Here is a 12,584-nt window from a genome sequence, read left to right as displayed (position 1 = left end):
ACTGCACGGTCGCCGGGTCATCCGAGGCGCACCGGCGTGGATGTGCAAGTGCTACCGAACGTTCCGCCGAAAGTGCACGGACCTTTACCCTACCGACAGTCCGACCTCGCCGGTTGGCAAGACACCGCCGAACGACCCATTCGAATGCCATGGACGATCAGGTGGTGAGCTGGTCGACCAGTTCCGCTGCACTGTCCACGGACTCCAGCAGGGCACCGACGTGGGATTTCGTTCCCCGCAACGGCTCGAGCGTCGGAATCCGTACCAACGAATCGCCACCGAGATCGAAGATGACCGAGTCCCAGCTCGCCGCGGCGATGTCGGCACCGAATTTGCGCAGGCATTCGCCGCGGAAGTAGGCCCTCGTGTCGTCGGGCGGTGTGCCGACCGCATCGAGAACCTGCTGCTCGGTGACGAGACGATCCATCGAACCGCGGGCGACCAACCTGTTGTATAGGCCCTTGTCGAGGCGGACATCGGAATACTGCAGGTCCACCAGGTGCAGCCGCGGAGCGGACCAGCCGAGGCCCTCACGCTGTCGGAAGCCTTCGAGCAGTCGCAGTTTCGCCGGCCAGTCCAGCAGATGCGCGCACTCCATGGGATCGCGCTCGAGCAGGTCCAGCACCATCGCCCACTTGTCGAGCACGTCCAGTGCTCGTGCGTCGTCGCTGCCCTCGGCGGCCACGAACTTCGCCGCCCGCTGGTGGTAGATCCGCTGCAGCGCAAGGCCCGTCAGTTCGCGGCCGTCGGCGAGTGCCACGGCTTTACGCAGGGTGGGATCGTGGCTGATCTGATGGACAGCCGTGACCGGCCTGGCCAGCTGCAGATCCGACAGGTCGACGCCCGCCTCGATGAGGTCGAGCACGAGGGCCGTGGCTCCCACCTTGAGGTAGGTCGACATCTCCGCCAGGTTGGCGTCGCCGATGATGCAGTGCAGACGTCGGTACTTGTCTGCGTCTGCGTGCGGTTCGTCCCGGGTGTTGATGATGCCGCGCTTGAGGGTGGTCTCCAGTCCGACCTCCACCTCGATGTAGTCCGCTCGCTGCGAGAGCTGGAACCCGGCCTCGTCGCCCGACTGGCCGATACCGACTCGACCGGAGCCGGTGATGACCTGCCTGGAGGCGAAGAACGGCGAGAGCCCCGCGATCACCGCCGAGAACGGCGTCTCGCGCGACATCAGGTAGTTCTCGTGCGTGCCGTACGACGCGCCCTTGCCGTCGACGTTGTTCTTGTACAGCTGCAGGCGCGGAGCCCCCGGGACGCTCGACGCGTGCCGTGCGGCCGCTTCCATGACGCGTTCGCCTGCCTTGTCCCAGATCACCGCGTCCAATGGGTCCCGCACCTCCGGGGCCGAGTACTCGGGGTGCGCGTGATCGACGTACAGGCGGGCACCGTTGGTGAGAATCATGTTCGCCGCACCGATCTCGTCGGCATCGATGACCGGAGCCGGTCCGCTGAACCGTCCGAGATCGAAGCCTCGTGCATCGCGCAGCGGTGATTCCACCTCGTAGTCCCAGCGGGTGCGCTTGGCGCGGGGCACTCCTGCGGCTGCCGCGTACGCCAACACCGCCTGGGTGGACGTCAGGATCGGGTTGGCGGTGGGTTCGGTCGGTGAAGAAATGCCGTACTCGACCTCGATACCGATGATGCGCTGCATAAGTCGAGCCTAGACGGCCGACAGATGCAGTTCGGGGCGCGCCCTGTGCGGACGCGCCCCGAAAACTGCCCAGCGGTGGATCTACAGGTACTGACCGGTATTGGCCTCGGTGTCGATCGCCCGGCTCGCGCTGGCGTTCTTACCGGTGACCAACGTGCGAATGTAGACGATTCGCTCGCCCTTCTTGCCCGAGATCCGAGCCCAGTCGTCCGGATTCGTGGTGTTCGGCAGATCTTCGTTCTCCGCGAACTCGTCGACGATGGAATCGAAAAGGTGCTGAATCCGCAGTCCGGCGTTTCCGGTTTCGAGAACCGACTTGATGGCGTACTTCTTTGCCCGGTCGACGATGTTCTGGATCATGGCCCCGGAGTTGAAGTCCTTGAAGTACAGAACTTCCTTGTCCCCGTTGGCGTAGGTGACCTCGAGGAACCGATTGTCGTCACTCTCGGCGTACATGCGCTCGACGACGCGATCGATCATGCCCCGGATGCACGCCGCGCGATCGCCGCCGAACTCGGCGACGTCGTCGGCGTTGACCGGAAGCGAATCGGTCAGGTACTTCGAGAAGATGTCCTGTGCCGATTCGGCGTCGGGACGCTCGATCTTGATCTTCACGTCGAGTCGGCCGGGTCGCAGGATCGCCGGGTCGATCATGTCCTCGCGATTCGACGCACCGATCACGATGACGTTCTCTAGACCTTCGACACCGTCGATCTCGGCGAGCAGCTGCGGAACGACCGTCGTCTCCACGTCGGACGAGACGCCGGAGCCGCGGGTACGGAAGATCGAGTCCATCTCGTCGAAGAACACGATGACCGGGGTGCCCTCGGACGCCTTCTCTCGTGCCCGCTGAAAGATCATGCGGATATGACGCTCGGTCTCACCGACGAACTTGTTGAGCAGCTCGGGGCCCTTGATGTTGAGGAAGAACGACTTCGCCTCCCGCGCATCCTGGCCACGTGCCTCGGCGATCTTCTTGGCCAACGAGTTGGCAACGGCCTTGGCGATCAACGTCTTTCCACACCCGGGAGGGCCGTACAGCAGCACGCCCTTCGGTGGCCGCAGTGAGTACTCCCGGAACAGGTCCTTGTGCAGGAACGGCAGCTCTACGGCGTCCCGAATCTGCTCGATCTGTCGACCGAGACCGCCGATGTCCTCGTATCCGACGTCCGGAACCTCCTCGAGAACGAGATCCTCCACCTCGGCCTTGGGAACGCGCTCGAACGCGTAGCCGGCCTTGGTGTCGACCAGCAGCGAATCCCCGGGACGGAGCTTCCGTGACGGCTCGTCCGGGTCGACCGGTCCGTCGTCGTTGACCATGTCGATCAACGGTTTGGCCAGCCAGACCACCCGTTCCTCGTCGGCATGTCCGACGACGAGAGCGCGCGATCCATCCCCCAGAAGCTCTCGGAGAGTGCTGATCTCGCCGACCTGATCGAAGGTGCACGCCTCGACGATGGTCAACGCCTCGTTCAACCGCACGGTCTGTCCCGGAGCGAGCGTGTCGGCCTCGATGTTGGGTGAGCACGTCAGTCGCATCTTCCGACCGGACGTGAACACGTCGACTGTGCCGTCATCGAACACGCTCAGCAGGACGCCGTATCCGCTCGGCGGTTGACCGAGACGGTCCACCTCCTCGCGCAGCGCGATGAGCTGTTGTCGGGCCTCCTTGAGAGTGTCGAGCAACTTCGTGTTGCGCAGCGACAAGGAATCGACCCGGCCCTCGAGCTCGCGTACCTGCTCGGGGGACTCCCCCAGTTGGCGCCGTAGCGACGCGACTTCGGCTCGCACGGCGTCCAGTTCGGCTCTGGCCGCGGCCACATCCGGATTGTCTGTTGAGCTCATGAGCGACTCCTCCCAGTGACGATCTATCAACGCTACCGGCAGCGGCGCGGAGATGCGGACCGACACCTCGAACGGGGCCGGCATCCACTCTGCTCGGCGGCCCCGAAAGGCCATCCCAGTTCATGTTAGCCTCACCTGACCAAGCGATCGACAGACGACGGAATCAGGGGCCTCACCAGTGAAAATGCGTATTCTCTCGGCAAGCGTCGCAGTAGCCGCGGTGGCTCTGGTGGGTACAGGATGCAGTTCGAGCGATGAATCCGATCACGCCGATCACAATTCCGCGTCGACCAGCGACTCCATGCCGACGACCACCGCCGGGCCGGCTGTCACAGCACCTACCGTCGCCGAGTTGCAGACCTCGCTGCAGCAGCTGGTCGCACCGGACGTGGACGCAGCGACCAAGGCTGCGGCAGTGGAGAACGGTCAGGCGCGCCTGACGAACCTGGAGACGATGACCGCCGCACTGGCGAACTACGGAGCGATCACCTTCGAGGTGTCGGAACCGACCGTCGCCGGTGAGACGTCCACCGCGGACGTCGCCATCGCCACTCCACGCGGGACCGCGGCTCCGGCACCGCAGACCTGGGTGCTGATCGATGGCACCTGGAAGCTGTCGGACGCCAGCACGTGCCAGATCCTGGCCATGGGCCAGGCACCCTGCGTCTGAGTCGGCAGCCGAGCCTGCAGCGTCAGCCCTTACCGGAACGACGCTGCGGTTTCGGGGTCACGGTGCCCTCGGCGAGGCGTCGAACGCTGACGAGGAATGCCGTGTGACCCTGCATGCGGTGCTCGGGGCGAACTGCGAGACCCACCACGTGCCAGCCGCGAACCATCGACTCCCACGATCGAGGTTCGGTCCAGCACTCCTGTGCGCGCAGCGCCTCGACGACCTTGGACAGCTGCGTCACCGTGGCCACGTAGACCAGCAGCACCCCACCGGGGACGAGGGCCTTGGACACCGCGGGCAACGCGTCCCACGGCGCGAGCATGTCCAGGACCACCCGATCGACCTGCTCACCCGGACGATCGACACCGAACTGGTCGACGTCTGCCACGGTCAGGTGCCAGTTCGACGGGCGCTCGCCGAAGAACGTCTCGACGTTCTTCACGGCATAGTCGGCGTGGTCCTGCCGGATCTCGTAGGAGATGACCGTTCCTTCTGTACCGACTGCACGCAGCAGTGAGCACGTCAGAGCGCCGGATCCTGCACCGGCTTCGAGCACCCGTGCGCCGGGGAACATGTCACCCTCGTGCACGATCTGCGCCGCGTCCTTGGGGTAGATCACCTGGGCGCCGCGGGGCATCGAGAGCACGTAGTCGGTCAGCAGCGGCCGCAGCGCGAGGTAGGGGGTGCCGTTGACGGAGGTGACGACGCTGCCCTCGTCGGCACCGAGCAGTTTGTCGTGAGTGATGCCGCCGCGGTGAGTATGGAACTCCTTACCGGCTTCCAGTACCACCGTGTAGTGACGACCCTTGCCGTCGGTGAGCTGAACTCGATCGCCCACTCGAAACGGCCCGCTGCGGGCGGGGCCGGTCTCCGCCGGTGCGTCGGCAGCTGTGGCGTCGGCAGCTGGAGCGACCTCCGCGCCGGACGTGACATTCGGGTCGAGTTCGATCTCGTCGGTCGTGGCAGTGACCACGTCGTCCGCACTGGGCAGCGATGCGTCGACCGTGGCGTCGGCCTCGAATCCGTCGGTCGACGCGGATGTGGAATCACCGGAGGACACAGCGGACCTGCTTTCGTTGCGATGTGACGCTCGGCCTCGATCGGCAGGCGTCGGGGGACGACTCGACGTGCCAGACTACGGCCTTCACCGAAGATGTCGGACCAGCGGCATAGTCTCGCAGTCGTGAGTATTTCCGTGTCGAGCCCCATCGACTTACCTCTTCTCGATGTCGGTGACAGCGCCGGCGTACCGCGTTCGAGGTCCGGCAACCGCAGTACCCCGGCTCTGTCCCCTTCTCGCGCAGGTGATTTCAAGCAGTGCCCACTGTTGTATCGCTTCCGTGCCGTGGACCGACTTCCCGAGGTCTCCACCGAAGCTCAGGTGAAGGGAACTGTGGTGCATGCCGCACTCGAGGCCCTGTACGCACTCCCTGCCCGCGATCGAGTGCCCACCACAGCCCGCGATTTGGTGGACCCGGCCTGGGATCGGGTCGTGGCCGAGTCACCCGACATCGCGTCGCTGGTTCCGGCGGACGACCGTCCGGCGTTTCTCGACCGGGCTCGTGCCCTGGTGGACGGGTACTACGAACTAGAAGATCCCACGCACTTCGATCCCGAGTCCTGCGAACAGCGCGTCGAGATCGCGTTGGACGACGGAACGCCGCTGCGCGGATTCATCGACCGGATCGACGTCGCACCCAACGGAATGATTCGCGTCGTCGATTACAAGACCGGACGTGCGCCGCGTGAGTTCACCGAATCCAAAGCTCTGTTCCAGATGAAGTTCTATGCGCTGATGATCATGCGCATGCGCGGAGTCGTTCCCGCGCAACTGAAGTTGATGTACCTCGCCGACAAGCAGGAGCTGACGTACGCCCCGGACGAGGGTGAGCTGCTGCGCTTCGAGCGCATGCTCTCGGCCATCTGGAAGGCGATTCTGGCGGCCGGTGAGACAGGCGACTTCCGCGCCAAGAAAGGCGCACTGTGCAAGTGGTGCGATCACCGGGCACTGTGCCCCGAGTTCGGCGGCACTCCCCCGCCGTACCCCGGTTGGCCGCAGGCGGCTGCGGAGCAGGAAGAGACGGAGCTGTGACGAGTCCGGACGCCTTCTTCGTTCCTGCCGGTGTCGACGACGACGGTTACGAGATCGTCACCGCCACCGAGCACACCGTCAGCCTGTGGGCACCGACGATGCAGCACGGCGCTCCGCCGTCCGCGTTGTTGGTCCGCGCACTCGAGCGGGTCGACGCCAGACCCGATACTCGAATCAGCCGGGTGGTCGTCGACATTCTCGGACCTGTTCCGGTGTCGGACATCACGATTCGCGCATGGACGGCGCGGCCGGGCGCAAATGTCGAACTCGTCGTCGCCGAACTCTGGGCTCGAGGATCAGCGGGGCCGGCGCGAGCGGTGGCGCGGGGCAGCGCATGGCGTATGCGTACCGAGCCCACCGACGACGTCGTGCACGTGGGCGATCCGGTGATGCGGCCGGTGAGCGCCGGCGTCGACAGCACCTTCGGCGGACTCTGGACCTCCGGATACCTCGACGCGGTCGAGTTCAAGTTCCTCACCGAGCTCGGCGCAGCGGGGCCCGGTGAAGTGTGGGCGAAGCCGACTCCTGTTCTGGTGCAGGGTGAGTTGATGACGCCACTCGAACGGCTGTTCTCGATTGCCGACATCGCCAACGGTGTGGGTGCGAAATTGCCGATCGAGCAGTGGACGTTCCTGAACACCGATCTGACGGTGCACGTCTTCCGTGAACCCCAGGGCGACTGGATCGGAGTATCGGCCGAGACGTCGACGGGTCCGGACGGCATCGCCATGTGCGCAGGCACCCTCAGTGACGAACGGGGGCCGGTCGGGCGCATCGCCCAAACTGTGCTGGTTCGCCGACGCGCGTGATCGTGGCGGAACGACGGGCGTTCCGCCACGCACTCAGAACGCTCGGCAGGACCTGATGTCGGAGGCGAGAATGGCTTTCGCGCCCAGTTCCGCGAGCTCGTCCATCACGTTGTTGTGGACCTTGCGAGAGACCATGGCGCGCACGGCAACCCAGTTGTCGTCGACCATCGGTGCGAGCGTAGGTGATTCGATGCCGGGGGTGATCTTGACGGCTTCGTCGAGGATCGACTTGGGGCAGTCGTAATCGAGCATCAGGTACTGCTGGGCGAAGACGACGCCCTGTACGCGGGCGATGAGTTGCTTGCGTGCGGAGTCAGTTCCCGGGGCGCCTGCGCGCTCGATAAGTACGCCCTCCGAATCGCAGAGCGATTCGCCGAACGCGACCAGATTGTTCTGGCGCAGTGATCGGCCCGATTCGACCACGTCCGCGATGGCGTCGGCGACACCGAGTTGAATGGAAATTTCCACGGCCCCGTCGAGACGGATCACCGTGGCCTCCAAGCCGCGCTCGGCCAGGTCCTTACGCACGAGATTGGGGTACGAGGTGGCGATGCGCAGTCCGCCCAGGTCCTCGGGTGCCCATTCCTTGCCCACGGGTGCCGCGTAACGGAACGTCGACCGGCCGAATCCGAGCGCCAGGCGCTCTTCGACCGCTGCCCCGGAATCGAGAGCCAGGTCTCGTCCGGTGATGCCCAGATCGAGCTGGCCCGACCCGACGTAGATGGCAATGTCCTTGGGACGGAGAAAGAAGAATTCGACCCCGTTGGCCGGGTCGAGGACGGTCAGATCCTTGGAGTCGCTCCGACGCCGGTAGCCGGCCTCGCTGAGGATCTCGGCGGCGGATTCGGACAACGCGCCCTTGTTGGGTACGGCTACACGCAGCATGGAGTTTTCCTTCATCGGTGAGTTCACAGGAGACGTTCGGGCCTTGCCTCACAGATGTCGGTAGACGTCCTCGAGCTCGATTCCCCTACCCACCATCATGACCTGAACCCAGTACAGCAGCTGCGAAATTTCTTCGGCGAGTGCAGCGTCGCTCTCGTGTTCGGCGGCGATCCACACCTCGCCGGCCTCTTCGAGGACCTTCTTTCCCTGGAAATGAACACCTGCGTCCAACGCAGCGACGGTGCCCGAGCCCTCGGGGCGGGTTTTCGCGCGGTCGGTGAGCTCGGCGAACAGGGAATCGAAAGTCTTCACGGATTCGTATTCTTTCACGTCGGTATCCAGCGGAATCAATTCGGTCGAGATTCGAGGAGTCAGGCCGCCCAGGCCCGCCGGACGTCGTCGGCGGTCAGTCCGACCAGACCGTCGCGGATGGTGTAGCCCGGCGCTGCCGGAACAGCCACCTCAGACGGGACGACCAGTACCGGGCAGCCTGCAGTATGTGCGGACAGGGAGCCTGTCGGAGAATCCTCCACTGCAAGGCAGGCGCCGACGTCGACGCCGAGCAGCGCGGCACCCCGCAGGTACGGTGCCGGGTGCGGTTTCCCGAACTCGACCTCGTCGCCGCTGACGGTGATGTCGAAGTAGTCGCGCCCGAGTGTCTCCAGTGCACGCTCGACGAGCCCACGTTCGGTGTTGGTGACCAATCCGGTCGCCAGGCCCATGTCGCGTACGAGTGCAAGAGCATCCTTGGCACCGGGCCGCCACGGAATACCCTCGGCGAACATGTCGCCGACGCGCGTGGTCAACCACTCGCGGCCCTCGGCCAGGTTGTCGTCGGTGACCGCAACCGATGCATTGGCGAGCACTTTGCGCAAGGCGTCTCGCATCGAATTGCCGAGGGTGCTCTCGCGTACTTCCGCGCTGAGTTCGGTTCCCAGTGTGCGGGAGTACTCACCGATGGCCACGTCCCAGATCTTCTCCGAGTCGAGCAGGGTGCCGTCCATGTCCCACAGGACACCGTGCAGGTGGGTTCTAGACATTGAAGTACTTGGCCTCCGGGTGGTGAAGTACGAACGCATCGGTCGACTGTTCGGGGTGCAGCTGCAGTTCCTCGGAGAGCTTGACGCCGATTCGCTCGGGTTCGAGGAGTGCGGCGAGCTTGATCCGGTCCTCGAGATCGGGGCATGCCCCGTAGCCGAACGAGTAACGAGCTCCGCGGTATTCGAGTTTGAAGTACCCCTCGGCCTCGGTGGGGTCCTCCGCGGCGACCGATTTGCCGTCGGACAGTTTCAGTTCCTCGCGCACTCGGCGATGCCAGTATTCGGCGAGAGCCTCGGTCAGCTGAACTCCGATCCCGTGCACCTCGAGGTAATCGCGGTACGCGTCGGCTGCGAACAATTCGTTTGCGAAGTCCGCGATGGGCTGCCCCATGGTGACCAGGTTCATCGGCAGCACGTCGACTTGCCCGGATTCCCTTGCGGCAGTGCGTGATCGGACGAAGTCCGCGATGCAGAGGAAGCGGTCGCGGTGCTGGCGGGGGAACGTGAACCGAAAGCGTTCGGGCGCATCGGGTTCGGGCTCGGTGAGCACGACGACGTCGTCGCCCTCCGAAACGGCCGGGAAGTATCCGTACACCAATGCGGCGTGCGCGAGAATGCCGTCCGTGCTCAGCCGATCCAGCCAATACCGCAGGCGCGGTTTACCTTCCGACTCCACCAGATCCTCGTAAGTGGCACCCTCACCCTTGCGGGCTCCTCGTAGGCCCCACTGCCCCAGGAACAGTGCACGTTCGTCGAGCAGCCCCGAATAATCGGCCAGGGATACGCCTCGGACGATGCGGGTGCCCCAGAACGGTGGTACCGGAATGTCGATGTCCGCAGCGACGTCGGATCGCTCGGGTACCACGACCGGAGCCTCGGCGGCCTTGCGCCTCTCCGCGATGCGCTTGGACCTCTCGTGACGTTCCTTGCGCTCGGCGGCCTTCGCCTTCGCTTCGAGTGCCTCCGGACTGTCGGGGGCCGGACCGCCACCGCGCTTGGTGGTCATGATGGTGTCCATTAATCGCAGGCCCTCGAACGCGTCCCGCGCATAGTGCACGTCGCCTTCGTACACGTCCTGCAGATCGTTCTCGACGTATGACCGCGTCAACGCAGCTCCGCCGAGAAGCACCGGAAATTGCTCCGCCACGCCGCGGGAGTTGAGCTCGATCAGGTTGTCCTTCATGACCACCGTCGACTTCACCAGTAGCCCGGACATGCCGATCACGTCTGCGCGTTTGTCCAACGCGGCTTCGAGAATGGTCGAAATCGGCTGCTTGATACCGAGATTGACAACTTCGTAGCCGTTGTTGCTCAGGATGATGTCGACGAGGTTCTTGCCGATGTCGTGCACGTCGCCCTTGACGGTGCCGAGCACGATGCGACCCTTGCCGTCGTCGTCCGTCGCTTCCATGTGTGGCTCCAAGTACGCCACGGCAGCCTTCATGACCTCGGCGGACGCCAGCACGAACGGCAACTGCATCTGGCCGGAACCGAACAGCTCGCCGACGGTCTTCATGCCCGACAGCAACGTCTCGTTGATGATCTCGAGAGGCGGCTTCTCGGCCATCGCGGCGTCGAGATCTGTGTCGAGGCCGTTGCGTTCGCCGTCGACGATGCGGCGTTCGAGCCGCTCGAACAACGGCAGCCGACCCAGTTCCTCGGCGCGCGATTCCCGGGCCGATGCTGCCGAGACGCCCTCGAACAGCTGCATGAGCTTCTGCAGCGGGTCGTAGCCTTCGCGGCGTCGGTCGTACACCAGATCCAGAGCGGTCTCGCGTTGCTCGTCGGGAATCTTGTTCATCGGCAGGATCTTCGACGCGTGCACGATGGCGGTGTCGAGGCCGGCCTGGGTGCACTCGTGCAGGAAGACCGAGTTCAGCACCTGCCGGGCAGCAGGGTTGAGGCCGAACGAGATGTTCGACAATCCGAGGGTGGTGTGCACCTTCGGATACTTCTCCTTGAGCTGCCGGATCGCCTCGATGGTCTCGATGCCGTCGCGTCGAACCTCTTCCTGGCCGGTGGAGATCGGGAAGGTGAGGGTGTCGACGATGATGTCCTCGTGGCGCAGGCCCCAGTTCTCGGTGATGTCGGTGATCAGGCGATCGGCGACACGCACCTTCCATTCGGCAGTACGCGCCTGCCCCTCCTCGTCGATGGTCAGAGCCACGACGGCGGCACCGTGTTCCTTGACCAGATGCATGATCTTCTGGAACCGCGAGTCGGGACCGTCGCCGTCCTCGTAGTTGACCGAGTTGACGGCGCTACGTCCACCGAGGTGCTCGAGGCCGGCTTCGAGCACGGCCGGTTCTGTGGAATCGAGCATGATCGGCAGCGTCGACGCAGTCGCCAATCTGCTGGCGAGTGCGGCCATGTCGGCGGCACCGTCGCGGCCGACGTAGTCGACGTTGAGGTCCAACATGTGCGCGCCGTCGCGGGTCTGATCCTTGGCGATGTCGAGGCACTTCTCGTAGTCCTCGGCGAGCATCGCGTCACGAAATGCCTTGGAGCCGTTGGAGTTGGTGCGCTCGCCGATCATCAGGATGCTGGCGTCCTGCTCGAACGGCACTGCGGTGTAGAGCGAGGAGACGCCTGGCTCCGGGGCCGGCTTCCGTTCCAGCTTCGTCGCCCCGTGCACCATGTCGGCAACCTGACGAATGTGCTCGGGGGTGGTGCCGCAGCATCCGCCGACGAGTGCCAGCCCGTACTCGCGGACGAAACCGCTCAGAGCGTCGGCCAATTCGGGGGCGGTCAGTGGGTATTCGGCACCCTTCGCGCCCAACGTGGGCAGTCCGGCATTGGGCATCACCGATACCGGAAGACGGGAATGCTTGGACAGGTGGCGCAGGTGTTCGCTCATCTCGGCGGGGCCGGTGGCGCAGTTCAGTCCGATCATGTCGATGCCCAGCGGTTCGAGCGCAGTGAGGGCTGCACCGATCTCGCTGCCGACCAGCATTGCGCCCGTCGTCTCGACCGTCACATGGGTGATGATCGGGATTCGGACGCCGAGCTTGTCCATGGCGTGCTGGCTACCGATGATCGCGGCCTTGACCTGCAGCAGGTCCTGGCACGTCTCGACCAGAATGGCGTCGGCACCGCCGTCGATCATTCCCAGCGCGGCTTCGGTGTACGCGTCGCGCAGCCGTGCGAACGGGGCGTGGCCGAGTGTGGGGAGCTTGGTTCCGGGGCCCATGGAACCCAGGACGTACCGATCCATCCCGTCGCGGCCGGGTCCCATTTCGTCCGCAGTCTCCCGGGCCAGCCGGGTGCCTTTCTCGGCCAACTCGCGGATTCGATCCTCGATGTCGTAGTCGGCCAGGTTGGGCAGGTTGCATCCGAACGTGTTCGTTTCCACGGCGTCTGCGCCGGCCGCGAAGTACTCGCGATGAATCTCGCGCAGCACGTCGGGCCTGGTGTGGTTCAGAATCTCGTTGCATCCCTCGAGGCCGAGAAAGTCGTCGAGAGTGAGGTCGGCGTCCTGGAGCATCGTGCCCATTGCTCCGTCGCCGATGACAACGCGACGTGAAATCGCATCGAGCAGACCGGGCTTGTGTTGATCGGGCATCACTACAGAGTAGTGGGCACCACG

The 12,584-nt window shown here is 64.7% G+C and carries 10 protein-coding genes; 3 read left to right on the top strand and 7 right to left on the bottom strand.

What is annotated here, in order from left to right; all coding sequences use genetic code 11:
* Window positions 1-157 precede the first annotated feature (157 nt).
* Both dop and arc read right to left on the bottom strand, forming a co-directional pair.
* A complete protein-coding gene (gene dop, locus CH285_RS14555; protein ID WP_094643198.1) occupies window positions 158-1,657 on the bottom strand; it encodes a depupylase/deamidase Dop in 1,500 nt (499 codons plus the stop codon).
* 81 nt (window positions 1,658-1,738) lie between these two features.
* Window positions 1,739-3,502 carry a proteasome ATPase gene (arc, locus tag CH285_RS14550; protein ID WP_027497084.1) on the bottom strand — a complete coding sequence of 588 codons (1,764 nt, stop codon included), beginning with the start codon at window positions 3,500-3,502 and terminating at the stop codon, window positions 1,739-1,741.
* A 184-nt stretch (window positions 3,503-3,686) separates the two neighbouring features.
* Here arc and CH285_RS14545 point away from each other — a divergent pair, with 184 nt between their 5' ends.
* The gene (locus tag CH285_RS14545) at window positions 3,687-4,172 is read left to right on the top strand and encodes a hypothetical protein (protein WP_255032336.1); all 486 of its coding nucleotides are present in this window, start codon (window positions 3,687-3,689) and stop codon (window positions 4,170-4,172) included.
* Window positions 4,173-4,194: 22 nt separating this feature from the next.
* Here the strand turns inward: CH285_RS14545 and CH285_RS14540 are convergent, their stop codons facing one another.
* Entirely contained in the window at window positions 4,195-5,010 is an 816-nt protein-coding gene (locus CH285_RS14540; protein ID WP_048318521.1) for a tRNA (adenine-N1)-methyltransferase, read from the bottom strand.
* Between the two features lie 447 nt (window positions 5,011-5,457).
* On the opposite strand from CH285_RS14540, the gene CH285_RS14535 reads away from it, so the two are divergent.
* Entirely contained in the window at window positions 5,458-6,264 is an 807-nt protein-coding gene (locus CH285_RS14535) for a RecB family exonuclease (protein ID WP_045841904.1), read from the top strand.
* Complete coding sequence (locus CH285_RS14530) at window positions 6,261-7,073, top strand: thioesterase family protein (protein WP_094643197.1); 813 nt, start codon at window positions 6,261-6,263, stop codon at window positions 7,071-7,073. Before CH285_RS14535 ends, CH285_RS14530 begins: the two co-directional genes overlap by 4 nt.
* Before the next feature lie 33 nt (window positions 7,074-7,106).
* Here CH285_RS14530 and hisG read toward each other — a convergent pair whose 3' ends face one another.
* The 4 genes from hisG to metH are packed head-to-tail and all read right to left on the bottom strand — an operon-like array spanning window position 7,107 to window position 12,560.
* Complete coding sequence (gene hisG / locus CH285_RS14525; protein ID WP_094643256.1) at window positions 7,107-7,958, bottom strand: ATP phosphoribosyltransferase; 852 nt, start codon at window positions 7,956-7,958, stop codon at window positions 7,107-7,109.
* 48 nt (window positions 7,959-8,006) lie between these two features.
* Window positions 8,007-8,270: a phosphoribosyl-ATP diphosphatase gene (locus tag CH285_RS14520; protein ID WP_027497080.1), complete on the bottom strand. Its 264-nt coding sequence runs from the start codon at window positions 8,268-8,270 to the stop codon at window positions 8,007-8,009.
* Between the two features lie 59 nt (window positions 8,271-8,329).
* Window positions 8,330-8,998, bottom strand: a complete 669-nt coding sequence (locus CH285_RS14515) for an HAD family hydrolase (RefSeq protein WP_032365803.1) — start codon at window positions 8,996-8,998, stop codon at window positions 8,330-8,332.
* A complete protein-coding gene (gene metH / locus CH285_RS14510; RefSeq protein ID WP_094643196.1) occupies window positions 8,991-12,560 on the bottom strand; it encodes a methionine synthase in 3,570 nt (1,189 codons plus the stop codon). The genes CH285_RS14515 and metH overlap by 8 nt, the downstream gene beginning before the upstream one ends.
* Window positions 12,561-12,584: the final 24 nt, after the last annotated feature.

Origin of the sequence: Rhodococcus sp. 05-2256-B1 (assembly GCF_002258465.1) — a bacterium.
GTDB lineage: Bacteria > Actinomycetota > Actinomycetes > Mycobacteriales > Mycobacteriaceae > Rhodococcoides > Rhodococcoides fascians.
The sequence above is the reverse complement of the archived record's forward strand: the minus strand, read 5'-3'. Positions and strand labels throughout refer to the sequence as shown.